The organism is Pseudobutyrivibrio sp. C4 (assembly GCF_900111635.1).
GTDB classification, from domain to species: domain Bacteria; phylum Bacillota; class Clostridia; order Lachnospirales; family Lachnospiraceae; genus Pseudobutyrivibrio; species Pseudobutyrivibrio ruminis.
Genome location: NZ_FOHF01000005.1, coordinates 85,951 through 112,700, shown reverse-complemented (window position 1 = coordinate 112,700; position 26,750 = coordinate 85,951). Strand labels below are relative to the sequence as shown.

The window sequence follows — 26,750 nt, the reverse complement described above, 5'->3', positions numbered from 1 at the left end:
TTACACTATTAAAGGAGCGAAAGAAACAACAATTTATTTCTACCAGCGTTTCAAAGCAAAAATCTTTTCTGTAACTGGAAGCACAGTTTCTGGTGTACCTCCTAAATAGAACAAATATGGTAGTTCAGCAAGTGTATGATTTGCCATTTCCTTATCGTGAGAAACAATTATGCCATATGAAGCAGGAAGCTTTTCTTTTAAAAGCTCCATTACCTCTGCGTCACCCTCAAGCTCAGCAAGTCTTGTCTGTGGGCTATAAATGCTTCTGTAGTCCTGCGCTGGCATATATGAGATTTCATAATGTCCTGCTGCTAAAGTGATACAGCCTTCTTCTGAAATATCTGATGCTACACAGCCCTTGCAATTTAACTGTTCATTTGAAAATCTAGGTAATGCTACATTCGCTTTGCCATTAAATGGTACTTCAACTTCGACTGTCAAAATACCATCTTCTGCAATTGCCCAGTTTGAAACATATTTGCCTGAAACAGTTGTTATGGCTGAATTGAAATATCTAAATCTCATGGATGGCATTGGTGCAATATTTGCCACTTTAAATCCTGGCTCAGCAGGCTTAATTCCGCCAATATATTCATACATAAATTGGACAACAGTTCCATATGAATAATGGTTAAGGGAATTCATACCCTCCTTTGAAATTGTTCCATCCTCAAAAACTGAATTCCATCTCTCCCAAATAGTTGTTGCACCCAAGTTTACGCAGTGTAACCAGCTTGGGAATCCCTCATTAAACAGGAAGTGATATGCCAAATCTGCCCTGCCACACTTAGCAAGTGTGGTACACAAAAGTGGCGCACCTACGAATCCACATTTAATCTGGAAACAGTCTCTATTTAATCTATCAATAAATTGTTCAATAAGCTTTTCTCTATCAACATAAATATCAAATGCTAACGCAACAATGTATGCTGCCTGTGTGTCGCAAGCAAGTCTTCCTGTTGGTGTGAAGAACTCATTTAAAATGGCAGATTTTATTTTTTCAGCAAGCTTTGCATATTTTTTAGCGTCTTCACTTTTGCCAAGTCTAATTGCCATCTCGCAAGTGATAACAGTAGAACGATAGTAATAAACTGCGGCTAAATAATCATCGTTTGTTCCACCTTTAAAACTCTGTTCAGTGATTCCATCTAAACCAAGCCAATCTCCAAACTGGAAAGGAAGAACAAAGAAGCCTTCGTCTCCGTGTTCCACATCATTACGATGCATGTATTCCACCCAGTTTTTCATCATTTCGTAGTGTTCTTCTACATCATCTGCGGAGCCAAATGTGTTGAAAAGTACATTCGGTACAAAGGTGCCAACATCTCCCCAAATGCTACCTGTATTTGCCAGGTCTTCCCCTGCCGCAGATGGAATGTAGCTTGCCACTGCTCCCCCATGACGCTTTGCATCATAGCCTAAGTCTCTCAAGAATTTTTTATAGAATGCTCTAGTGTCCATGTTGTAGCTGGCTGTCTGTGAGAATACTTGAGCATCTCCCGTCCACCCTAGTCTCTCATCTCTTTGTGGACAGTCTGTTGGCATATCCAAAAAGTTAGATTTCTGTCCCCAGATACAGTTTTCATAAAGTCTATTGATTTTTTCGTTGCTAGTGCTAATGTAGCCAGTACGCTCCATATCTGAATAGATAACATTAGAGCGAACTTTATCCAAGGTAAGCTCTCCTACCCAGCCTTGAATCCTCAAATATCTGTAACCAAAGAAAGTAAATCTAGGGTGAACAGTTTCTTTTCTTCCATCAGAGGTATATACAAATCTAGAACGAGCAGATCTGTAATTTTCATTATAGAAATTGCCCTGCTGCAAAATCTCGCCGCAATCAATTGTGATTACAGTACCTGCTGGGAAATCTGCATCAAACTCCATAACACCTGCATGATTCTGTCCGAAATCAATTACAGTTTCTCCTGCTGGTGTAGTGATAATCTCTTTTGCCTGAAGCACCTCTTTTACCACAACTGGAATACTATATCTATCTAAAAGATTTCTTTCTGCCGGCACTTCCACTGCTTTTCCCTTTGGGATAATTCCTGCTGTTCTATCTAAATCTTCACCATAGTATATGCCCGATTCAATGACATCCGATGCACTAACATCCCAGCTTGAGTCCGTTCCAATTACTTCTGATGCGCCATCTTCATAGATAACGTGTAGCTCAGCAATAGCTTCCATTCTGTCGCCATAGTTATAGCCACCTTCCAAGCCAAAGTTTGACATATACCATCCCTTGGCCACCTGAATGCTGATTGTGCTATCCTGCTTTAACTGTTCAGCAACATCAAAGGCAATAGTCTGCATACCTGTCTCGTAATCATTGATGTAAGGTGTGAGGATTTCATTTCCAACCTTTTTATCATCAATATAAGCTTCAAATACTCCTAGGCAGCTTACGTATAGTCTTGCATCCTTTACATTTTTAGCAAGGTCAAGCTTTTTAGAAAACAATGGATGGAAAGATTTATCTTCTGCTGCAATCCATTTTCCGGTCCATGGCTCATCCATTTTGCCAGTTTCAAAATACTGAACATCAGAAGTTGCACTATCACCATTATCTCCTGTGATAGTAACTCTCCAGAAATATCTAGTTCTTGGGCGAAGTTCAATTTCAATCACCTCACCAGTCTGATCGATTTCTGCCGACTCCTTTTTATAAATAATATTCGTAAATGCGATATCATCAGCCACCTCAAGTACGCCATTTTTTATAGTTTTAGCATCAGTATCTTCCACGTTCCATGATGCAATTATTTTCTTAAAATCAAATCCTATAGGATTAACTATTCCGTTTAATTTTGCCCTTGTAATTATCATTTAATACCGTCTCCTTTATTATCGATATAGGTCACTATAGCATTATTTATTAGTATAATCACGTAGGCAAATACGACATCTTTTCTGCTATATGCGACATTTAATAAGGGAGGCAATCTGCCTCCCACTAAAGTTCTTTATCCCTGCAATTTATTCAGCCATTTTCATAGCATCTATCTCTGTTTTATAAATTATTGCTGGGTCTTTACTCAAACAGAATATTTGTATTACTGCAAAAATAACAGGTATTCCAAATCTCATAGCATTAATAGCAAACATAGCACTTGTTGGTTCAGCTCCAATGGCATTTGGAATATATCCTGATACTGCAAGAATTGCTAACATTCCTGAGCTTGTAATAGTATTACCACATTTCTGCGCAAATCCTTTAATTGATGCAACAATACCATTAGCACTGTGTCCAGTTTTCCACTGTGTATAATCAATAGCATCATTTATAAGAACTTGAATTAGTGCAAATTGAAGTGTTGTAAATAAGTTTACAAATCCAGACAATGCAAACATTAATGGTACACTCTTACTACCGAATATAAATAAAATCACATAACATATAATGCTAACTAAAAGTGTAATTTTAAATACATTATGGGGTCCCCTAAAGAGCTTCATAAAGATTGGAAAAAGGATACCAATTGAAATAAAACCTGTTACAGTATTCATCAAGAAAAATGGAGTTATTAAACCAGGGTTCCCCATATAGTATGTAAGATAATAAACAGCAGAAGAAAAATTGAGCCCATATCCTATAAAAAATGTTAACCAAATTATTACTAATGGCCAAATTGCTTTGTCTCCTAAAACCTTAAATACTTCTTTTGCAGAAACCTTTTTCTCAGTTTCAACCACATATTTTTCTTTAGAACATCCAAACAATCCCCAAAAAGTTACCATTGATAAAACGCCATAAATCAACATCATAGGCACATAGCCATTCCTAACACCAAGTGTATTTTCAAAAAAAGCAGTAATCTGTGTTGTGAACGAAGATGCAAATGAAAAAGCTAATGTGCTGAAAATTGCACCTAAATGAATAACTCTATTTCTATCCTCATCTTTTTGTACACATGCTGGAAGTAAAGCTACATGAGGCATAGTATACATAGTAGTTGTCATTCCATACCCAATATATACAATTAAGAAAAATACTGCTTTACCTGTTGTTGGCAAATCTGGATTTAGCCACATTAAAACCGAGAAAAGCGTAAGTAATATAGGTGCTGGTATTAACCATGGACGGTACTTTCCCCATTTAGTACTAGTTCGATCAGCTATTACGCCCATAATTGGATCATTAATTGCATCCCATGCTGTTGAAATAAGCATGATTAATGAACACAGAGCTGCTGGTATCAACATAACATCTGTCATAAAAGCCGACACGAAAGTTGCTACTGTAGCACTCATTAATTGGGCTGTACCATTAGCAGAAGCAGCCCAAAAGAAGGTAAATTTGAAACTTCCTTCTTTTTGACTTCTAACCAAATTAGTTTTTTCTTCATTTTTAGTAAAAACAGAATTCCTATCCCCAACAAAATCCGACATTATATATCCCTCCTTATATTTTTGTTTTGAATTGATCTGTTCAAATAATATCATTATGCCAACCTTTCCAGAGAGATATATAAGTGTCTCTGATGGTATCATTTACGACATGATATATCTGTGATATATTCTATTTAAGATTTCATAAGGAGATATGCAAACAATGTCGGTTCTTCCACTTACAAAAACTGAAATTACGTTAAAAAAACAATATTTGACCAATTTAGAGTTTCAAAATAATGTCTTCACAATTAAAGAGATTCAGCCTATATTATATAAAGCTTTTAGCTCAAATGATTCATCAAACACCAATACCACCATCTCCAATGCATTTAAAGAAGATATCTTCATTGCGGATAACTTAGACTGTTCTTTTGTGAGACACCTTCGATATCTTCCCGCATTTCTACATAGCCATGATTTTTTTGAAATCGTCTATGTAAAAAATGGCAGCTGCTATAACTATATTAATAACGATACTCTTCTACTTACTACCGGAGATTTCTGCTTTCATTCTCCCGGAACAGTTCATGCTATAAAAGCCTGTTCAGAGGATGATATAGTATTTAATATCGTCATTCGCCAAAGTACTTTTGAACAATATTTTTTAGGTCTGTTTAGCGAAACAGATATACTTTCCCAGTTTTTCCAACATGTTATTTATAATGTTAAGGATTTTCCTTATTTAATATTCCATACTGAAGAAGACAAGGAATTAACTGACATTATTTCTAAAGCCTCCGATGTGTATACATCTGATGGTAGATTTAAAAAACAGTTACTAAACGCCCTTCTTGCCGAATTATTCGCAACCCTCCTACGTAATCACGAAAAAGATGTTTGTCTTCCATTATCATCACAACAAACAAACGACAACCTTGTATTCATCCTTCATTACATGGAAGAACACTCTGAATCGATATCATTGACTGAGCTTTCTGAATTTTTTGGTTATAGTGAGCGACAACTTCAGCGAATAATAAAAAAAGCGACTGGAAAAACATTTACTGAAAACATTCAGAACAATAGAATCAAACATGCTGAAATATTACTAAAAAAAAGCGACTTGCCAATTGAACAAATCGCTTTTGAAGTAGGATATTCATCATGTAATAATTTCAGAAGAATATTTAAGAAGATTACAGGTTATTTGCCTAATGAATACCGAGAATTATTATTGTGACTTCCTGTTTTTTTAACTTTCCAAAAACATGGGCGTTCCATGTATTTGTCATTAGGTGAATGGAGTGTAAATACTAAATTGCCCTGCAAATCCTTAAAGAACATACCATGGCCTCCATTTTCTGGATATAATGGTTCATCCTGTAAAATCCATGGACCATTTATAGTTCTAGACTCTGATACTGCAATACCTACCGCATAACCGTTAATACTCCAGCTTGAGAAAATCATATAAAGATTTCCATCATCCAGCTTCATAAAAAAAGGTCCATCACTAAAGTAGCAGTCTCCATCCAAACCAAACTCTGCCTTTGCAAATGGAACTGGCTTCGCCCAAGACGCTTCTTTAGGTGAGAATAGGAGCTTTGGTGTAGAAATTGCTTCCTTTAAATCACTTGATAATTCCACAACGCAAAAATCTCCATCAGCATTTCCCGTACCATCCAATGCATCTTCAAAGGAATGGGAAAATACTAAATAAATTTTTTCATTTTCAAAATGTAAGGTTCCATCGATACAAGTCCAATTATCTGGTGTAAGTCTTTTTGAGTAGAGTGTAAATGGCCCGGTTGGTTCATCTGCTTGAAGAACATAAATACCCTTTTTAATATCTTTTCCACCAAATGTGGTTACAAGATAGTACTTATCCCCAATTTTATAACACTCAGGCGCCCAATAGTTTTCCGTTGCAAAAAATCCATCTGGTCTTTTGAAAATCTCAATTGGTCCTTCAAAATTTTCCAAATCATCACTCACATAGCAATCAAAGCCAAAGGCTTCTTCCCAGCAAGTTTCGCTTCGTGTTCCATATAAATAATATTTTCCATCATCCACCAACACATATGGATCTCGAATATTTATATCTTCTCTTTTCATACTGGTACACCTCTAAATACAAATCTCCAACAAATCTTTAAAGCTCCCCAATTTGTATGTCACACTTGGATGTTCTGTAGCTTCTCCTAAGCCTGCGCTCTTAAAGCCTCCTGCAGTTGCTGCCTCAATTCCAGCTTTGGCATCTTCTACAACTAGACAATCAGCTGGATTTTCACCAATGAACTCAGCAGCCTTTAGAAATACCTCTGGGTCAGGCTTAGACTTTGTGATGTTGGTTCCATCTGAAACTGCATCAAAAAACTCACCCAGTCCTATCTGCTTTAAAATCATTTTTGTGTTCTTGCTTGATGAACCAATAGCTAACTTATATCCTCTGTTTCTAAGTTCATCCAATGTATTCTTTACTTCATCTGATAAATCAGCTGGACTCATTTCTTTTAGAAGCTCAACATAACTAGCATTCTTCTCAGCAGCCATTGCCTCTTTTTCTTCAGCAGTATATGTTCTATCGGCTCGCTCTAATATTATCTCCAGGCTATCCATTCTAGATACACCACGTAGTCTATTATTTATTTCTTCATCAAAATATATTCCATTCTTATCTGCAAGCTTCTTCCATGCTATATAGTGATATTTATCTGTAAAACAGATTACTCCATCTAAATCAAAAATTACAGCCTTCATCACGACAAACTACCTCCATAAACCGACATCAATAACTCTTTGTTTATGAAAATACTAGCTTTACCATAACGTACACGGCAAAGAGTTGGAGCTTTTGGATCCATCTCTATGTATTTATGGTTTAACTTATCTTCAATTTTTGCCGTTCCTGCAAATACGCTATCTACCAATCCAATAAAATCATCCAAATAGCTTGAAGCAATTGGTGTTCCATTATGGTTAGGGAAGATGTATCTTGGTTTGAGAGCCTTTATTCTTTCACAGTTTTCCCGCATGCAATTAAGTCTGTCTCTAACATCATATGGAGCTTCAGGATTACATGAATTATCAAACATATTTACCTGTGCAGCCTCCACTTCATCACCAACAAATATCATCCCCTGCTCTTCATCATAAAAAAACAAACTAGAATTGCAGTGGGCCGGCTTTACATCCATGACCTTTATCTTTCGATTGCCAAGATCAATTACATCCCCCTCACCTATGATTACCTTTTTGTAATTTGGATAAGGCAACTTTGAAATATCAAAGGGAATCTGTCCCGGCATATTTACAGAAGGTGCATCAATTTCCCATCCTGCTGCAACCATTACTTCTTCAAACTCTCCATTTCCTGCAGAGTGATCTGGATGAAAGTGTGTGTTTACAACTAATACAGGCTTGTCAGTAAGTCCCTGTACAAAAGCCTTCAGATTTCCAGCACCATATCCTGTATCAATTAAAAGAGCTTTCTCACTTCCCTCTAGAAGATACATATACTCTGTTCCATTCATGAAACTAATAACCCATGTATCCTCTGTCACTTTGTAAGCCATATAGCTTCCAAAAATTTCTTCTAAAGATGGTTCCATTCCCATAATACTTTCTCCTTCTATCTCCTTTAGTCCGATTCCGAACAATTCAATGCCTATATTATAAGTAGAGAGGCCTATAATGTATCCGACATTTTTTAAGGCGTATCCTTTATTATTTAATCTGTGGTTTCGTTATTTTCATAATCTGGTATATAATGAATCTACAAATTTTATCGAATACACTACATTTTTTTAATCAAAATGAACACATGAGGTTATAGTATGAACTTATATACAACTTATGGAAAATTTCAAAATGAAATGAATGCCTACTACAAACGCACCGGTCTTAAACTTCAGTTCACAGAGATGATGCGACGTATGCAGGAAAAAGATTTACTCGATAGCACACCTACCAGACTCAATATATCCGAAGATTCATTATATGTAGATGATTACGAATTTGATAAGCTGGTAGATACTATCCCTATTTATTTTTCTGTACAAAGTGAACTAAATAAGGAAGTACGAGAGGAACGTATGATTCCAAAATTTCAGGATGTTTTTACTATCCGTCATCCTAGGTTTACACGCAGATATTCTCATATTCACAATTATTTCGAGTTGAACTTTGTGGTAAAAGGTAGTGCGACATTTTATTTTGAAGAAGAACCACATGTTATGAACGAAGGTGAAATATGCATCGTTGCTCCAGGTTCTAATCATGATTTTTTGATTGATGACGAAACTTCTATCGTATATACGATATGTATTAGACGAAGTACCTTCGATAGCACATTCTCATCAATCATGAGCCATCAAGATTTACTATCCGGCTTCTTCCGTCAAATCTTAAAAGATGATGGCAAGGCAAACTACCTGATGCTATTTACCGGTAACAATATGGAATGCCGCGTATTACTTAGAAAGCTTTTGATAGAGTCTGCAAAAAAAGATGAATACAGCAATGGATGTTGTGTAAGCATTATCAATTTGCTTTTCTGCAACATGCTAAGAAACTACAGCAAGACAATTGCATTTTATAACTATGAAATTGGTTCTGATTTCTCTTTGGTTTTACAGTATATCCAACACAACTATCAGAATATTACGCTCTCATCTTTAGCAGAATTTTTCCACTACAGTGAACCACACCTATGCACTCTTATAAAGCAAAATACCGGTGAAAACTTTACTGAATTGATAAAGAAATTGCGTATGAAGGATGCAGTGAACTACCTGCTGAACACAGATTTAAAAATAAATGAGATTGCAGAGCAGGTAGGATATAATTCGGCGGATCATTTTTCAAGAGTGTTCCGTCAAACTTACAAATGCTCTCCTGCAGAATATAGAAAGCAGAACAAAAAAGAAAGCCCATTCATTCCATTCTCAGTGGAACAGAACGAAGGAGCTTAACTTATTTAAAATCTGCTTCCCCAGATATTACAGAATGGGTCGATTGGGCTTTTACCTTTAAAGCTTGAACGGCCCATTATTTTTTCTACTACCTGCTGGCATACCTCTTTTGTAGGTGTGTAAGCATTGATAAATGTCTTTACCATTGGGACATCCACAAGATGATATGGATTTGCTACAGATATAAACATTGTAGGAATTTCATCAACAAACCATGGTGCATCTGCCGCCATCAAATGTACCCAGTCAATTCTTCGAACTGATTGGTTACTTGCAGTATCAATACAAGCTACATATATTGCTAAATCAAATTTATCCTTGGCATATGATACTCCTGCTTCAAACATTTCATAAAAATCAGGCTTAGAATAGTCGTAAACACTAACTTCGAATCCTTCTTTTTCTAATAAATCCTTGAATACAGAAATTTGGCTATCACCGTCTTTGAAGCCGCCTCCCACTCTATCTTCGATGTAATACAATCTAATCTTCTTATACTTTTCAGCAGAAAGAGGTAGAAGATTTTGTGTGTCCTTTACGAGGGTGACTGCTTCATCAGCGCATTTCACAGTCCACTCTTTATGCTCATTGCAGCCCACGTCTGAAAGAGCAGCTGTCTCCGGCACCAATGTTCCTTCCGCTTTCTTTTCTGGAAGCTTCATGGCCACCTTCATTGCAAGTATTCTGAGAACCGCTTCATCCAAACGATCTCTTGTCAGCCTGCCATCCTTTAATGCATCTCTAATAAATTGATAATCTTCTCTTATATCTTTGTTGAAAAGAATCATATCACATCCGGCCATGATACAAGCTGGTAAAGCCTCGCTTCGAGCCATTGATGCTGTAAATCCTACCATTGGTGTCGCGTCGGTAACTATTACTCCATTAAATCCAAGCTTTTCACGGAGCAATCCTTGTAATAATTCCTTTGATAAAGTAGCTGGTAAAATATCTTCATCCTTCAATTCCGGATTAAAATATCTGCTATAAGCTGGCTGTAAAATATGTCCTACCATTACTGAAAGGATTCCAGTATCTACAACCTCTTTCCAAATCTTGCCATATGAAGCATCGTATTCTTCAACAGACAAGCTATTTACAGAAGCTACTAAATGTTGATCTCTGAAATCTACTCCATCACCAGGGAAATGCTTTGCTGCTGCAGCAACACCATTCTCATCAAGGCCCCTAAGCTGTTCCTTCACAAAATCAGTTACCGTATTTACGTTATCTCCGAATGTACGAACATTCATGATAGGATTCATATAGTTTTTATCCAAATCACAGATTGGAGCAAAGGACCAGTTGCATCCTACAGCTTTTGCTTCCTTGCCAGAAATATATCCTAATCGATATGCGTTTTCTTTATCGGCTGTTGCTGCCACTCCCATAGGTCGTGAAAAATAAGTGCCATCACTGGCAATACCAACACCACCGGATTCAAGGTTTGCAGCCAAAAGCATTGGAATATCTGAATTATCCTGAAATGCTCTGTGGCAATTTTGAATAGTCTCAGCAGGCATTGGTCTATACAATACTCCGCCTGGATGAAACTCATCAATAAATGCCTTTATTTTTTCTGGCTCAACTTCCCCATTTATAGGACAGAAAATTTGTCCAATCTTCTGCTCCTCTGTCATATTTTCAATTGTCTCTTTAACCCAATTTACCTGGGCAGTGCCCAGGCAAAAAGGTGTTTCCTTTAAAATTTCAAAGTTCAACATTTATATAAATCCCCATTAATTCTCGTGCATTTTAGCTTTCATTTCTTCGATTTCGTTTTTATATTTATTAATTGGTCCAAATACTACACAAAGAATTACGATGATTCCTGTTAAAGATGGTGCACCAAACTTAATAAAGTTAAGAGCGAACATAGCTGATTCTGGCTGCTGGCCAATTGCTCCTGCAATGTAACCAGAAACAGCAAGGATTGCTAAAATACCAGATGAAGTAACTGTGTTACCACACTTCTGAGCAAAGCCCTTGATTGCTGATACAAGTCCATTTGCTGTCTTGCCTTCTTTAAGCATAATAAAGTCAATTGTATCGTTAACAAGAATATTAACTAATGCATTCTGCATAGCACTTGTTATAGATGATAAGAATGTAAGTACGCAAAGTAATGTAAAGCTCTGTTTTCCAAAGAAGAACAAAATCACATACATTACAATCGAAGTAATCTGTGATACACAAAGTGCTTTCTGTCCTGTCTTGAATACTTTAAGGAAAATAGGCATTGCAACAACCATTGATACAAGAGCTCCGATTGAAATAATACCCATGTAAATTCCAATTAAATCTGGTCTCTCATAGTAGTACATCATGTAATAAACAGAAGATGCAAACATAAGACCATAGCCCATTGAAGCACCTACCCAAGCAATGATGTTTGGATATACTTCCTTGTGGCGAAGAACCATTCCAAGTCCCTTAAATGGATTCTTTTCAGGCTCTGTCAAATATCTTTCCTGTCCCTTTGATGCCTTAAACAATCCCCAGAATGATACAAATGAAAGTGCTCCGCAAATAAGCATGTATGGAACATATCCATTTGAGATTCCATGGCTCTCAAAGAAAGCTGTAATATTTGGTGTAAATGTATTACCAATTGTAAATGCAGTTGCACACGCTCCTGCACCCATAGTAATAATCTTGTTTCTTTCCTGATCTTTCTTAACAGCTGCTGGAAGAATTGCCATCTGTGGCATTGTGTACATTGTAACTGTCATTCCCCATCCAATGTACATAATCAATATATAAGCAGCCTTTGCAGTGGTACTAGCGAATCCCCAGTCAACCCATACCATTGTTCCAAAGAATGTTAATAAGATTGGTGCGAAAATGAAGTAAGGTCGATAACGTCCCCATTTTGAATGAGTATTATCTGCAATAACACCCATCATTGGATCATTAATAGCATCCCAAAGAGTTGCTATAAACATGATAAGTGAACATGTTGCTGCAGGTATCTGAAGTGTATCTGTCATGTAGACTGAAAGATAACTTGCAAGTACTGCAGCAATAGTCATTGCTCCTCCGTTTACTGATGTCGCATGAAACCATTTAAAGGCTGTGCCAACCTCAGAATTGGATTTTTTTGTAGTTGCTCTTTTTACCCCACTGTTTGCCTGAGATGTTTGATAGCTTTCAAAAGCCTCACCTATCCCAGCTTGCCTTGCTACTGAATTATTCTCCATTTTTCTTCTCCTTTACCGTAAATGGTTTTCTTGATGAAAAAATGATACAAGAATAATTCAGCAGCCTCCATGTAATAAATTTTATGAAAACCGACATTTTTTAATTACTAGATTGTTATCTCTGTACCATATCCGTTGTCTCCAGATATTTTTAATACAGCTTTCCCCTTGCCCTTTCTTACGATAGCAAGAGCACGACCATTCCATGTTTTGGTTGTATTTCCTAGATATGAGTCCTGAGCTTTTGGATTACCTGAACCAACTCCTAGGAGTTCTGCATCTCCTTCTATTTCAACTGTTAGCTTACATTCAACACCACTATTAACTGTGTAATTGCTTTCTCCTACTGCAATATTTACATATGCAAGTTCAGAGTCTATTGGTGTATTTGTGTCAAAGCTTGCATTTAGTTTTTCAGCTTCAACAGTTTTCAATACATACTCGCCTACGACCTGGTTATCCTTGTAGGCTATAGCCTTTAGAGTTCCCTTAGCATATTTTGTTTCAAACAAAACTCTATAGTTATCGTTTTCTTCTATTGACTTTCTTCCAAGTGACTCATCATTTAAGAGTAACTCTACTTCATCTCCGGCTGCATATACTTCCACAACAACAGGCTTGTCTTCGTATCCTGCAAAAGTCCAGCTTGAGATAGCATCACTCATTACCCATGGAGTCTTTATCAGATTTTCTCCATAGTGGGCAGGATTTTGCACAGCAATGTATGGCTCTTTTCTAAGACCAAATACAATCTGACGATAGTATGACAATGGTCTTCTATATCCAGTAATATCAATATCTCCTGTGTACGCAAGCTTTGCAGGGAAGTGTGCACCGAATCCGCCTTCTCCCCAGTTATATGCAGGAATACCTACTCCGGCTTCTCCAAGATAATCCCAGCCTGTCCATGTGAAATCACCTATTACCTGTGGATATTTGTTAATTTCTCTCCAGTTAACTGCTATCTCAGGTGGATAAGTTTCTGAACCTACCATAATTCTGTTTGGTTCTTCCTTTGCATCAAGCGCATATCTGGCAGTCATGTAGTTGTAACCTGCAATATCTGTTGCCACACAAGCCTTTTTCAATACCTTTGTTATTTCAGGATGAACCACAATTCTATCCATGTATTTATCCATAATAGTCATGAAGTCATTAACATTGACAGAATCATCCTGATCCTTTACCTCTCCTGCTACATCTGCAGTGATTTTGCCTACAGCATCTCCTGCTGCAAACACACCGTTGATGGATGCAAGGGTATATCTTGTGCTGTCCAATTCATGACATAAATCACTTATTTCAGCAGCAAGACTGCTTCCTTCATTTGTGCCAATTTCCGGTATCTCATTTCCGATTGAATAAAGAACTACAGAAGGATGATTAAAGTCCTTTGCTACCATAGCTTCCACATCTTTCTTCCACCAGTCGTTAAAGAATAAATTATAATCGTAGTCAGACTTCGCCCTTGTCCACATATCGAAAGTTTCATCCATCACATATACACCAAGCTCATCGCAGGCTCTTAAAAGTGCAGGTGATGCAGGATGATGAGACATTCTTATTGCATTAAACCCTGAATCTTTTAGAATCTTTACCCTTCTGTATTCAGCCTCATAATATGTTTTTGCACCAAGTAAGCCATTATCATGATGAATACAAGCTCCACGAAGTTTTACTTCTTTTCCGTTTACTCTTAATCCATGAGCAGCATCCAGCGAAAGCTTTCTGATTCCAAATACAGCTTCGTCTGAATCTACACTCTCTCCATTTTCCTCTAATGAAACACTAACCTTGTATAAGGCAGGAGTATCTTCTGACCATAGTCTTGGAGCATTAATACATAAACGTGAGGAAAATGTCTTTTCTTCATTTCCACGAACATAGACTACCCCTGTTTCTTTATTAACCAAACCATCATTTTCATCATAAATTTCAACTAAAAAACTTAGTTCTTTTCCCGAAAAATCCTTATTAACAATTTTTGTTTCTACCTTAATAGTTGCAACTTTATCATCACAATCTTCAGTAACCACTTTAGGACCTTCCTGGCTGATATAGGTTGTGCCTGAAGTGAGCATATAAACGTCTCTATAGATTCCACTTCCTGAATACCATCTGCTATTTGCCATAGCACCATTTCTTACTTGAACGCGGATTTCGTTTTCTCCTTCTTCTTTTAATAAGTGAGAAATAGGTACGTAAAACTGAGAATATCCATATGGTCTATTTGCCGCCAGCTGTCCGTTTACATATACAAATGTATTCATGTAAACACCATCAAATCGAAGCATGATATTCCTTTGTCTATCCCCTGGCTTTGATTCATACATTTTCACATAGGTATATGAACCACCATCATAAAACCCTGTATTTCCACCATTTAAAGAATCCTCATGCGCTTCATTCTCAAGCATGGCATCATGAGGCAACTGTATTTTTTTTGCACACTCAGGTATATCCCAAACTAATGCAAATGCATCCTTACTATTCCAAAATAACCAATTGTCATTCCATAGTTTTTTATCCATAAATACCTCCAAATCAAAACTTCAAAAGATACTGATATTATCAAGAAAAAATTTTTCTTATTCAATAAAATAAGTCGCCATATTTTAGGGCAAATACGACATATTTTCTTTGGGCTGTCAGTTATACTTCCAAAACTACCAGTTATCCTATATAAATAACATTCGAAAAAAATGATGGTATATTTTTTCTAGCAAAATGGGATAATGGAGGATTTTGTATATGAAAAAGTCAATTAAACTTCGAATTTTAACAACGCTAGTAGTACTGCTGATTTTGTTTTCAGTAAATGCTGGAATGAGCGGTGTTACCAACGATCAGGTACAGCTGTCTACAACTCTATTGGCAGATTATACTGTGGAATTAAAATCTCTTCAGAATGATTTGAAGCAGAACATGGCCATGCTTGAAATCGGTGCACTTACAAAAATGAACGGCCAAGATTGGGCAGTGGTGAGTGATTACAATGTTTTAGTTGATGGCGTACTTGAAACCGCCGAGTCAATAAAGACTGATGTAGATGCGTTTTCAGAAGCTGAAATGAATGATTCGCTAAAAGATTCTTATGCAGATTATTATGATTCAATCCAATCTTATGCAACTCAGGCATATAAGGTCGCTTCTGCAATAAAAGCCGGCAATCCTGACACTTTAAAATCTGAGTATCAAACATTATCAGTTATCGTGGCAAATATGCAAACCCCTGAAACCGAATATTTAGACAACCTTGATTCTTTGGTTGAGCACGAAACAAGCCTTGTGAAAGTCCGTGTTAATCGTGCTACTGCAATCACTATCGTGATGGGTGTTATCTTTATTATCTCTATGGGAATTGCAATTTTCATTACCCTAAGAACTGTACTTAAACCTCTTGAAAATATGCAGGCAAAGATGAATCAAATGATTGATGAGCTTCAGTCTGGCCAGGGCGATTTGACAATGCGAATGGATTACCTATATGAAGATGAAGTTGGCAGAATCGCCATTGGAATCAATACATTTTTAGATGAATTGCAGCAGGTAATAAAATCTATTCAAAATGGCTCTAGCAACATTCAATCTGCCACTTTCAATATGAATAACAACATTAACAATTGCGAAACCACTTCCGCTTCCATCTTTGAAAGCCTAAGTGAGCTTTCTGCAAACATGGAAGAAATAAATGCTACTCTTCAAACTATCGACGAATCTTCAATGAATATTCTTACTGCTGCAAAAGAAATCAAAGACGGTTCTGTAGAGAACACTGCTCAAGTTCAGGAATTACTTGCACATGCTGAAATTGCTAAAAACAATTCTGAAACAAGCAAGGCACAAACCATGAACATGATTGAAGATATTAGTTCTCGCATGGAAGAATCAATTGAGAAAAGTAGTTCTGTGGAAAACATAAGAGAACTCACTGACAACATTCTTTCCATTTCAGACCAGACTAATTTGTTAGCCCTTAACGCTTCAATTGAAGCAGCCCGAGCCGGAGAAGCAGGCCGTGGATTTGCTGTTGTTGCTACAGAAATTCAAAGCTTATCTGAAAACACAAAGGCCATAGCAAACCGAATTCAAGAAACTAATGTCATTGTGCTTGACTCAGTCCACGAGCTTGTAGCCAATGCCAATGAATTGCTTGAATATCTCACATCAAGCATACTTGTCGACTATGATAAATTCGTAGAGAATGCTGTTGAAAACCAAAACGGAATTACGGAGATTAACAACCTCTTGATGAAGTTTTCAGAACATGCTAAAACCATGGAAGAGCTCACCGAATCACTTTCTGCTGGCATCAGCGAAATCAGTGTAGCATCCGAAAACAGCGTTGCCGCACTTATCAAATCCACAGAAGAAATGAACACACTCCATCAATCAGTTGAGGATATTCAAAGTGAGTCCGAAAATAATAGTGAAACTATAAGAACCTTAAATGTAGAGGTTGAGAAATTTAAAGAAATTAGCTAGAGAATTTCTTGATTGAAAAAAAGGGCTGCTATGCGCAGCCCTTTTTCTATTATTTAATATCCTTTACAGGGTTGTGAATCTCCTTCAGTAAATCTACTTCCAGTTGGTCACCCTTTTCCCAATCCTTAGCCATTTTTTCAGCTATTTCAGCTGTTGAAACAAACTGGCCGTTATCCTTGTCTGATTTCATTTGTTCATTTAACATACTCATTTTCCTCTCCTTTCAATATCTGCCTACATCTTACAGTACTATTATAATAAAAAATGTGCATTTTCAAAATTGAATCACTTTCTAATCATATCCAAAAATGCTTAAATCAAAAGAGTCCAAATGCCATTACATTTGAACTCTTTTGCTTAAGTTTGAACTTACCAAATAGATTCACTCTTTTGTACATAGAATGACCCTTTTCCTTCACCGTGTTTATCTATAAAGCCATCTTCATTTAGCTTTTTTAACGCATTAAACACCGATGTACGACCTACACCAGGACAATTGGCTAAAACATCCGCTGGGGTAAATTTTCCAATTTTAGTTTCTACATACGCTTTAACAACATCATATGAAGAACTTTTTACACCTGTATCATCCATCACACCAACACGCTCCTCAAATTCTAAATATGATGCAAGTACTATCTGTAACATATATTTTATAAATGGTGTTGGATCATTTTTCTCTTCATGCCAGCCGTAATCAATTTCCTGAAGAACGTCATAATACACATCTTTTGTTTTTTCAATCTGCTTTTCTATACTGATATATTTTCCAACAGCATATCCATTTTTATAAAGCAACAGCAATGTTAATAATCTACTCATTCTACCATTACCATCGTTAAATGGATGTATACATAGAAAATCGCAGATAAAGGCAGGTACTAATATCAACGGATCTACAATCTCTAGAGCAGCAGTTTCTGCATAACTCCTACAAATATCTTCTATTGCTTTAGGCGTCTCATATGGTGGAACTGGTGTAAATCTGATTACTTCGCTTCCATCTGGTCGTGTTTCTTTGATATAGTTCTGAGTATTTTTGAAACTGCCCCCATATGTAAAACCTGCATATTTTAGCAAATCTCTGTGCAGCTGTAAAATGTGGTTAGGAGATATATCTATATATTCATAACTTTCGTGTATGGTGTTCAAAACATCTCTATAACCAAGAATTTCTTTCTCATCCCTGTTCTTGGGTGTTGTTTTATCGTTTACTAGCTGTTTAATTCTTGTACTAGTTGTAACAATTCCTTCAATGCTATTAGATGCTTCTGTACTTTGAATCCTGGCAATTTCAATTAGACGATTTAATTGAGCAGGCTTCTGACGAACAAATAAATCCTGTCTTCCCTTACATTCATGAATTTTTGAGCACAAAAGCAAGATATCATTATCCCACGTTTGCTGGCTCAGTTTTTTATAATCAAAATTCCTCATAATGAAATCTCCTACGATTTATTCATTCACTATTATTTGAGTTCAATTATAGCATGAATTGAACTCAAATAAAATAACTTGAACTTAAATCTATCGATAATAAACACTGGTGCTTTTTCATAGAGGTAATTTTTGCCAAAAATTCTATCATTCTTCTTTAAATGAGCTTGCAAATATCATCTTCTACATTTGTAATTCCTGCTATACCAAAGTTCTGCACAAGAACGTTTGCAACATTTGGTGAAAGAAATGCTGGAAGTGTTGGGCCAAGGTGAATGTTCTTTACTCCAAGGTAAAGTAGTGCAAGAAGAACTATTACAGCCTTCTGCTCATACCATGAAATGTTGTAAACGATTGGAAGTTCATTTACATCATCAAGTTCAAATACTTCTTTTAGCTTTAATGCGATAAGCGCAAGTGAATATGAGTCGTTACACTGTCCTGCATCCAAAACTCTTGGAATTCCATTGATATCACCAAGGTTTAGCTTATTGTATTTGTACTTTGCGCAGCCTGCCGTAAGAATCACTGTGTCTTTTGGAAGCGCCTTAGCAAATTCTGTGTAATACTCACGAGATTTTGCTCTTCCATCGCAACCAGCCATTACTACAAACTTTTTGATTGCTCCTGTTTTTACTGCTTCTACTACACTATCTGCAAGTGCAAATACCTGCTCGTGAGCAAATCCGCCGATAATTTCACCACGTTCAATTTCCGTAGGTGCATCACATTTCTTTGCCATTTCAATGATTTCTGAGAAATCCTTTGTTTCACCATAAGGTGCATCAATATGCTTACATCCAGGATATCCTGCAGCACCTGTTGTAAACATTCTATCTTTGTAAGAATCTGCAGGTGGCACGATACAGTTTGTTGTCATCAGAATTGGGCCATTGAAGCTTGCAAATTCTTCCTTTTGCTTCCACCATGCATTACCATAGTTTCCAGCAAAGTTATCGTACTTTTTAAAGAATGGATAGTAATGAGCTGGTAACATTTCTGAATGAGTATATACATCTACTCCTGTACCCTTAGTCTGCTCTAATAGCATCTCTAAGTCCTTCAAATCATGACCTGAAATAAGAATACCAGGATTATTTCTAACGCCTATATCTACTTTTGTGATTTCAGGATTTCCATAAGCTGATGTATTGGCTTCATCAAGAAGTGCCATACCATCCACTCCATATTTTCCTGTTTCAAGAGTTAATGCAACCAAATCATCCACAGAAAGACTATCATCTAAAGTAGCTGCAAGCGCTTTTTGAAGGAATGCATCAACATCCTTATTATCCTTTAAAAGAGCATTTGCATGCTTCGAATAAGCTGCAAGTCCCTTGAGACCATATGTTATCAGCTCTCTCAATGAGCGAATGTCTTCATCCTCAGTTGAAAGAACACCTACTGTCTTAGCTTTTTCATCATACTGTGATTTATCTCCATCCCAGATAGCCGCATCTGGAAGATTACTCATATCTGTAAGCTTTTCTAATAACTGTTCCTTAGCATTAATAGTATCTTCGATCTTCTGGGCTATTGAATCATAATCAAAATTTGCATTTGTAATTGTTGTAAAAAGATTTACGGAAATCATATGATTAATATCTTCTGAAACCTCTTTCCCCTCTGCTCTAAGTTTTGTTGTTACAAATGAAATTCCTTTGGTAACGTATACCAATAAATCCTGAAGATTTGCTACCTCTGGCTTCTTTCCACAAACACCTGACATTGTGCAGCCAGTGCAGCCTGCTGTTTCCTGACACTGATAACAAAACATTTTATTTTCCATTGTTTACCTCCATTTTCTAACCGGATTTCTTTGATGCTCATAATATACAGCTAGAACGGGAGTCAGTTTGTTGCAATTGCAACAGTTTGATTTTATAATAAGCTCATGAAAGAAATAGATTACAATGATATTCCCCTATTCGAGGGAATTCACCCGGACAATTTGAATAAACTACTGATATGTATCAACTCCTTTGAAAAGGATTTTGAAAAAGGGGAAACCATCATTATGGAAAAGGACAAAGTCCCTTATATCGGAATTGTTCTTTTTGGAAATGTGCACCTTTTGAAAGAAGATATATGGGGTAACTCATCACTTCTATCCTATGTTGGACCTGGAGAATTATTTGGAGAAAACTTTGCTGTCAGTGTTGAGCAGGAATCTTCCGTTACTTTTGTTGCCGTAGAAAAAACAAGAGTATTATTTCTTGCTGCTTCAAAAATCATCCACACATGCGAAAACGCTTGTAGCTTCCATGCCAGAATTGCAGAAAACATGTTTCATCTATTAGGACAAAAAAGTATTTCCTATATGAATAAACTGGAAATCATGTCGAAAGAATCCATCCGCGGAAAGCTTATGGCATACATTTCAACCCTTGCTCAACAACAAAAATCAAAATATATAAAAGCTCCCCTGTCACGAACACAACTGGCTGATTACTTATCCATCAACCGCAGCGCCATGACAAGAGAGCTTGGTAAAATGCGTGACGAAGGAATTATCGACTTCGATAGAAATACCTTTGTCATCAAATAATTTTATTTTTCAAAATGCTTTTTTGCTTCATCCATTTTTTGAACGCATTCCATTGTGCCGATATATTGTCCATTGTCATCTCGAACTGCAATGTACTCTACAAGCACTGGGATGCCTTCTTTTTCCATCCAAACTGACACCTTATCCCTAGCGCCAGATTTGAAGTCCCCAATTATAGACCTAACCATCATCTCAATCTTTGGTGGATGACAACTATACACATCACGTCCTATGGCCATGCCAGCACGTTTAAATAGCTTTGGTCCTTCGTTAAAGAAACAGTTAACATCATTTTCATCTATAAATGATATTTCTACTGGAAGAGTATTGAGTACTGCTCTAAGTTGAGCAGGTGTGAAATGTCCACCTGGCAGATTAATTATATCATCTGTTGCATTGCTAGTAGCGTTTTCTTTGGACAGTGCTGCCTCTGCCTCAGGCCATTTTATGAAATCAACCAAGCAAGAAGCATAGTCCTTTGAGTCCTGATAAATCTTATACCATTCTTCATCAGTGAAAAACTTAGTACAAATAGGGAAGAGAATATTCTGCTCCTTATAAATCATTTCCTCCATGCGTGTAATGGCATGTTCTAATCTTCCCAAGTATTCAGCATTTCTAAAATCAGAGTCAGCTATAAATTTCAGCTCATCTCTTATCTCATCATCAACAGACCACATAACATCTGAAGGTCCCGAAATGTCATATTTGGCCTTCATATGAGGATAAAGTAAATCCCCCTTCTTAGCATAGTGGATAGCTACTTTTCTGAGATTATCTATAATTTCAATTATTTTTCTATTGTTATCATCAGATGGATCAATCTTAATGTCTTCAATCAAACTCTTGGTTTTATTAATCTCTTCCGTAAGAGCTTCATTTTCCTTAGTAAAAAGATGAAGTGGATGTCCCACTATTTCAGCCTGCTTTTTTGCAGCTTCTCTTTTTTCTATAGTGATATTGGATGTAACTCTTGCAGCTGATGCTTCAACTTCTTTTTCCGCATTAGCTATTTTTTCTTCTCTAGTTTTGCCATGGAACAATGCCGAATGAACATCGCAAAGCTTTTGCACCTCTGTAAAAGGCACACCTTCTTTCATCAGCTGTTGCTCAGCCTGCATGATATTAAACGCCTCAACATCAGAAAAATTATCTACAAAATCTGCACGAACAGATTCAAGACTTTCTCCATTGCTAAGGCGCTTTATATAATCTTTTAATAATTCAATATTCTTCTCTTCCATGACTAACCTCCAATTCAAACAATTTTTATTCACACGTATAATATAGCAATTTGTCAAAACTGGGGTTGTTGCAATTGCAACAGTTTTCCTAGCACCCTCAAAACACAGTTTTTAGGCTTTAATATTCAAAAATTGCTTGATAGTACGAATTATACTCTTCCTCAGTAATCACCTGGTCATTAAAATAATATGTCTTCGGACTATCCTCGTTATAATCTTCTGTTTCCCAGTAAAGATTAATGGAATCTACAATCTGTAAATCACCATTATACTTATCAAGGAAATACATGCATCTTCCAGCATGTGTTGTATCTTTATGGACAATCCATGTAGCGCCATCGTAGGTTGTACATGAGCATATTGCGGCTGTGCCTTCCCCCTGAGCTATAAGAGTTACCTTTCCATCCTTACAGTCAAAAAACATGCTTCCGTACATTGGCGAAATTAATTCATATTCAAGCTCACCATCATTGTCTACATCAACAGGCTCTCCAACAGTAAGTGAATTATTTACGTCATAACCATCAATTTCATATCCATCTAGGTTGTATGGATATGAATCGCCATCTTCATCAATGTATTGACCTTCAACATCACCATTGCAAAATGCCTCAAACAACTCATCCGGAGACATTGCTTTAATATCCTCATCCGAATAACTGACCTCAATTTCATCCACATCATTTTCAGAAAGAAAAGCCTCTATTTCATCCTCCGATGTAATCATATAGCCGTTATAATAAGTTAAATCTTTTAAATCGTCGCCAATGTAGTCATACCAATATTTTTGATAAAGCTCATTATATTCACTCTCTGAAATTTCTTTATCATGGTAAGAAAAGACGTCTGCAATACTGTCATCATAATAGAAAACTCGCTCTAGAGAACATAGATTTTCAACCTTTCCATCCTTTAGACTAAAAGCAAAGAACATGAAATCTCCACCATCGTCCACGCTTGCTCCATCGTAATCATAGGAAAAATATCCTGAATTTGGAACATAGTTCAGCTGACCATAACTACCATAAAATGGAAAACCATCAGTTGCCAGGTCAATCGCCTCGCCATCCTTATAAGTGTAGAGATAAGCACCGTCTGCTTTAGCATCGCCATCAAACATCGCAAGCTCATAATAATCGTCATCGTCAATATTAATAAGTGTTGCTGAAAATCCATCTTTAGTATCTTTTAAGTGTTCAGATAACACTTCACTATAGGCATCAAGCTCTTCATGAGCATACCTACTTTCTTTTTCTACAGCATCTTCATTAGCTTCAGTCACAACCTCTTCTTTCATTTCTATAGGTTCTGACTCTTCCTTTTTACATCCCATCAACATCATTGCTGCCAATGCAAGTACTATTATTTTTTTCATTTTATTCTCCCATTATTATTTTTGATTATCCTCTAGAATTTTATCATACCAACTCCACCCGGTGTACCTGTCGCAATAATAGTTCCCGCCTTCAATGTGTTCCCTATAATTAACACCTTGAGTTAGTTGTTGCTAACAAGATAATAATTTACTATCTTTTTGTTAGATGAGTACAATAGTCAATTCCTTGTAGACCAGATAACTCACTATATAATCTGGTAATATCTCCAAAACCACTATCATCGATGGACGCAAGTTTCTTCTCATCGTGCCCCCATATAACATATTTACCGTACAATGAACCATTTTTACCAATCCAATGATCTATTCTTTTGACGTCTTCTTTTTTGAAATATTTCTTTTTTCCAAACCAAGTAATAAAGCAATATTCTTTTCGTGCTTTAATGATTACCAGTTTATTTCTAAAGAAATCTTGGATATAGTAATCATACTCATCTATCCCGAAAGCTTCCTGCCTTCCCCATTTTATAAATTTATATAATCCTAAGTATTTATTAAAAAGATAAGTATCCTTTTCTTCACTAGGCCAAAAAAATATGGTCATTAGTAGGCCTGCTAATGCAAGGAGTGCAAATAACACTCCAATAAGTATTAATAAGAAATAGCCATCAGATATGTAGAGACATAATGTAGATAAAGGTGTAAATATAATAAATCCAGGTAGCATCATAAAAGCAGGGATATAGGCTTCCCCCAATACTCTGGTTAAAAATCTTATATATGTATTTATAAAGAAAAATACTAAAGGTATAGCAATTACAATTGTTATGATATCTGTAAATAAATCACTTAATATATTCATATATTTTGCCTTATTCAATTTAGTTAATTTACTTTGTTGACTTTTCCCCTATAAAAAAAGGATGCCCTTGAAAGCATCCTATATTATTCGTAATGTCCTTTACATGAAATAATTCTTATGTTTCCATCTTCAAAATCGTAAACTAAGCGATCCACATCATTAATTCTTCGGCTCCAAAAGCCACCAAGATTTTCCTTTAGGGGTTCAGGCTTTCCAATGCCGTTATATGGATCACGTTGAGCATCTTTTATTAATGCATTTATTCTTTTTAATGTCTTTTTATCCTGTGTTTGCCAATAGAGATAATCATCCCAACCACGATCTTCCCAAAGAAGCCCCATTATTCTTCATCCTCCAGTAAATCGTGTTGTTCAAAATGAGCCTTTCCAGTTTTAATATCGTTGGCAATTCCTTCAAGATATTTTATATTGGCCTCTGAATAAAAAGGATCTACAGAGACTTCAAATGGTATTTTGTGTTCTCTAGTCATTTTCTTTGCAAAAATTGTAAAAGCAGTAGTCATAGACATACCAAGTTCATCACAAAGAGCTTCCATACTCTTCTTTAAATCTGCATCCATTCTAAAATTAACATTTACTGCATCAGCCATAATATATTCCTCCGTAGTAAAAGTTTTCTTACTATGATTATATCATGACATAAAAAAATTGCAAGAGATGTCATTACATTGTAATGATGCTTTTAAGTAGAATGAATAAGATTATTTTATGATTCATTCACTAGTTTACCAGTTATGTGCTCTGGTATAAGCTCAAGACATTGTACATTACGAAATGAATTTTGAATTTCCTGCTTTAGATATTCGTCATCATCAGTAAATTTTTTGGTGAGTTCAGAGCAGATTTTAAGAGCTGTAGCTTCATCCTCTACCAAATGGATTCTTCCAAAAGTAATTACGCTTGTAATGTTAAGAGCCCAATCCCCTTCTTTGCGGTAACCATCGTTATATACACAGAAACTTGCTTTATCACATGATTTTATTGCATCAATTCTGTGTCCTGCTTTTGCCCCGTGGAAGTATATTTTTCCGTCATCTTCACAATAATAATGATTAATAGGCAAACCATATGGATAACCATCATCACCAATAACAGATAGTACACCTCGCTTGGTTGTCTTTAATATCTCGATACATTCCTCATCTGATACCTGTTGCTTAAATCTTCTCATTTTTCTAAACATAATTAACACCTCTCTATTTTGATAATATTTTTAATCCAGCTATTCCAATAATAATAAAAATCGCCACCCCCTCACCTGCTAGGACCTAACGGCAAAGGAATGACGTGAATCCCATTACTCGGTAGCAATGGGCGTCCGTATTATTTCATTGATGAGATGATAACTCAATATAACTTGATTCGTCAATAATTATGTCGGTAGAAACTAAGACAAAAAAGTTCGGGCTGCCCCTTAAATTGAGGCAGCCCAAGTATAAATATTTTTCTTATATTAATACCTTCCATAACGCTCTTTACCGAGATCACGCTGAAAGGGATTAACAAGCAACAGTATCAAATAATCCCAACTTCTCGCAGGCATTATAAATTCCATCTTTATCAACATCAGAAGTCACATAGTCTGCAAGCTTCTTCAGTTCAGGAATAGCATTTCCCATGGCAACCTTTGTCCAATCATCTGTAAACATTGAAATATCATTGCCAGAATCACCAAAAACAACAGCATCATTATAATCAGCTTTAAAATAATCCATTATCTTTTTTATACCTACAGATTTGTAGCTTGGCTCAATAAACAAATAACGTTCATGAAATCTACAACAAGGAAGATTCTCAAGTGCTTTTAGATTTTTCTCCTCTTCTGCTCTGCAGGCTACATATGCTTTATATATATTTTCATAATCTTCAGGATTCAATCCCTTAACTATCTTTTGGTCCATATATGTATCCTTTGCAATTTCATTAAATCGCTCATCTGGCACATATCTTACAGATGAATTTTCAGGCTGAATCCCCCATGGATATCCTTTTTCCTGACATTCTCTTATTAAAGCAACCACGTTTTCTTTTGGAAGTGGCTTAATTCCTAATAGAGCTTTATTAATGGTAATACCATAACCACCATCACTCACCATATTTTCAAAACCTAACTCATTCATTATATCAACTGCAAGAGCTTGCGCTCTGCCTGTTGCAATACATAGAAAATGACCAGCCTTTTTAAGCTTTTGCAACGCTACAACAGTTGAGTCAGGAATATAGAAATTTTCATATCCTCCTGCGGCTAGTGTGCCATCAATATCAAAAAACAAATACTTTTTCTTACACATTGCTATCTCCTAACAA

Annotated in this window: 22 protein-coding genes; 4 read left to right on the top strand and 18 right to left on the bottom strand. The window is 36.3% G+C overall.

The window, feature by feature from the left end; translation table 11 throughout:
* Positions 1–39: 39 nt before the first annotated feature.
* Positions 40–2,832: an alpha-L-rhamnosidase gene (locus BMY66_RS09465; protein ID WP_090394973.1), complete on the bottom strand. Its 2,793-nt coding sequence runs from the start codon at positions 2,830–2,832 to the stop codon at positions 40–42.
* Positions 2,833–2,982: 150 nt separating this feature from the next.
* Positions 2,983–4,395 carry an MFS transporter gene (locus BMY66_RS09460; RefSeq protein ID WP_090394972.1) on the bottom strand — a complete coding sequence of 471 codons (1,413 nt, stop codon included), beginning with the start codon at positions 4,393–4,395 and terminating at the stop codon, positions 2,983–2,985.
* A 163-nt stretch (positions 4,396–4,558) separates the two neighbouring features.
* Between BMY66_RS09460 and BMY66_RS09455 the strand changes: the two genes are divergently transcribed.
* Positions 4,559–5,578, top strand: coding sequence for an AraC family transcriptional regulator (locus BMY66_RS09455; RefSeq protein ID WP_177175641.1), 1,020 nt, complete (start codon positions 4,559–4,561; stop codon positions 5,576–5,578).
* On the opposite strand, the gene BMY66_RS09450 is transcribed toward BMY66_RS09455, so the two are convergent.
* The 3 genes from BMY66_RS09450 to BMY66_RS09440 are packed head-to-tail and all read right to left on the bottom strand — an operon-like array spanning position 5,542 to position 7,955.
* Positions 5,542–6,453 (bottom strand): glycoside hydrolase family 43 protein, encoded by a 912-nt coding sequence (locus BMY66_RS09450; protein WP_090394970.1) that lies wholly within the window; start codon positions 6,451–6,453, stop codon positions 5,542–5,544. The genes BMY66_RS09455 and BMY66_RS09450 overlap by 37 nt on opposite strands.
* 12 nt (positions 6,454–6,465) lie before the next feature.
* Complete coding sequence (gene pgmB, locus BMY66_RS09445) at positions 6,466–7,098, bottom strand: beta-phosphoglucomutase (protein WP_090394969.1); 633 nt, start codon at positions 7,096–7,098, stop codon at positions 6,466–6,468.
* Positions 7,098–7,955, bottom strand: coding sequence for an MBL fold metallo-hydrolase (locus tag BMY66_RS09440; protein ID WP_242942699.1), 858 nt, complete (start codon positions 7,953–7,955; stop codon positions 7,098–7,100). The genes pgmB and BMY66_RS09440 overlap by 1 nt, the downstream gene beginning before the upstream one ends.
* A 219-nt stretch (positions 7,956–8,174) precedes the next feature.
* On the opposite strand from BMY66_RS09440, the gene BMY66_RS09435 reads away from it, so the two are divergent.
* Entirely contained in the window at positions 8,175–9,311 is a 1,137-nt protein-coding gene (locus tag BMY66_RS09435; protein ID WP_090394968.1) for an AraC family transcriptional regulator, read from the top strand.
* A 5-nt stretch (positions 9,312–9,316) separates the two neighbouring features.
* On the opposite strand, the gene BMY66_RS09430 is transcribed toward BMY66_RS09435, so the two are convergent.
* The 3 genes from BMY66_RS09430 to BMY66_RS09420 all read right to left on the bottom strand — a co-directional run bounded on the left by BMY66_RS09430 (position 9,317) and on the right by BMY66_RS09420 (position 15,042).
* Complete coding sequence (locus BMY66_RS09430) at positions 9,317–11,035, bottom strand: glycoside hydrolase family 3 protein (RefSeq protein WP_090394967.1); 1,719 nt, start codon at positions 11,033–11,035, stop codon at positions 9,317–9,319.
* Positions 11,036–11,050: 15 nt separating this feature from the next.
* Positions 11,051–12,511, bottom strand: a complete 1,461-nt coding sequence (locus BMY66_RS09425) for an MFS transporter (RefSeq protein WP_090394966.1) — start codon at positions 12,509–12,511, stop codon at positions 11,051–11,053.
* 107 nt (positions 12,512–12,618) lie between these two features.
* The gene (locus BMY66_RS09420) at positions 12,619–15,042 is read right to left on the bottom strand and encodes a glycoside hydrolase family 2 TIM barrel-domain containing protein (protein WP_090394965.1); all 2,424 of its coding nucleotides are present in this window, start codon (positions 15,040–15,042) and stop codon (positions 12,619–12,621) included.
* A gap of 220 nt (positions 15,043–15,262) precedes the next feature.
* Here BMY66_RS09420 and BMY66_RS09415 point away from each other — a divergent pair, with 220 nt between their 5' ends.
* Positions 15,263–16,996: a methyl-accepting chemotaxis protein gene (locus tag BMY66_RS09415; RefSeq protein ID WP_090394964.1), complete on the top strand. Its 1,734-nt coding sequence runs from the start codon at positions 15,263–15,265 to the stop codon at positions 16,994–16,996.
* 49 nt (positions 16,997–17,045) lie between these two features.
* Here the strand turns inward: BMY66_RS09415 and BMY66_RS13800 are convergent, their stop codons facing one another.
* The 3 genes from BMY66_RS13800 to hcp form a co-directional block, all read right to left on the bottom strand.
* The gene (locus BMY66_RS13800; RefSeq protein WP_177175640.1) at positions 17,046–17,201 is read right to left on the bottom strand and encodes a hypothetical protein; all 156 of its coding nucleotides are present in this window, start codon (positions 17,199–17,201) and stop codon (positions 17,046–17,048) included.
* Positions 17,202–17,365: 164 nt separating this feature from the next.
* Entirely contained in the window at positions 17,366–18,433 is a 1,068-nt protein-coding gene (locus BMY66_RS09410; protein WP_090394963.1) for a Fic family protein, read from the bottom strand.
* 157 nt (positions 18,434–18,590) lie between these two features.
* Complete coding sequence (gene hcp / locus BMY66_RS09405) at positions 18,591–20,222, bottom strand: hydroxylamine reductase (protein WP_090394962.1); 1,632 nt, start codon at positions 20,220–20,222, stop codon at positions 18,591–18,593.
* Positions 20,223–20,327: 105 nt separating this feature from the next.
* Here hcp and BMY66_RS09400 point away from each other — a divergent pair, with 105 nt between their 5' ends.
* Complete coding sequence (locus BMY66_RS09400) at positions 20,328–20,981, top strand: Crp/Fnr family transcriptional regulator (protein ID WP_090394961.1); 654 nt, start codon at positions 20,328–20,330, stop codon at positions 20,979–20,981.
* Between the two features lie 2 nt (positions 20,982–20,983).
* On the opposite strand, the gene BMY66_RS09395 is transcribed toward BMY66_RS09400, so the two are convergent.
* From BMY66_RS09395 to BMY66_RS09365, 7 genes are all read right to left on the bottom strand, one after another.
* Positions 20,984–22,225, bottom strand: coding sequence for a DUF438 domain-containing protein (locus BMY66_RS09395; RefSeq protein WP_090394960.1), 1,242 nt, complete (start codon positions 22,223–22,225; stop codon positions 20,984–20,986).
* A gap of 118 nt (positions 22,226–22,343) precedes the next feature.
* Complete coding sequence (locus tag BMY66_RS09390) at positions 22,344–23,600, bottom strand: hypothetical protein (protein WP_090394959.1); 1,257 nt, start codon at positions 23,598–23,600, stop codon at positions 22,344–22,346.
* Positions 23,601–23,751: 151 nt separating this feature from the next.
* Entirely contained in the window at positions 23,752–24,423 is a 672-nt protein-coding gene (locus tag BMY66_RS09385; RefSeq protein WP_044935581.1) for a hypothetical protein, read from the bottom strand.
* An 83-nt stretch (positions 24,424–24,506) separates the two neighbouring features.
* A complete protein-coding gene (locus tag BMY66_RS09380) occupies positions 24,507–24,764 on the bottom strand; it encodes a Txe/YoeB family addiction module toxin (RefSeq protein WP_074791759.1) in 258 nt (85 codons plus the stop codon).
* Positions 24,764–25,033, bottom strand: coding sequence for a type II toxin-antitoxin system RelB/DinJ family antitoxin (locus BMY66_RS09375; RefSeq protein ID WP_090394958.1), 270 nt, complete (start codon positions 25,031–25,033; stop codon positions 24,764–24,766). Before BMY66_RS09375 ends, BMY66_RS09380 begins: the two co-directional genes overlap by 1 nt.
* Positions 25,034–25,149: 116 nt before the next feature.
* Positions 25,150–25,626, bottom strand: coding sequence for a pyridoxamine 5'-phosphate oxidase family protein (locus tag BMY66_RS09370; protein WP_090394957.1), 477 nt, complete (start codon positions 25,624–25,626; stop codon positions 25,150–25,152).
* Between the two features lie 316 nt (positions 25,627–25,942).
* The gene (locus tag BMY66_RS09365; RefSeq protein WP_090394956.1) at positions 25,943–26,734 is read right to left on the bottom strand and encodes an HAD-IIB family hydrolase; all 792 of its coding nucleotides are present in this window, start codon (positions 26,732–26,734) and stop codon (positions 25,943–25,945) included.
* Positions 26,735–26,750 lie beyond the last annotated feature (16 nt).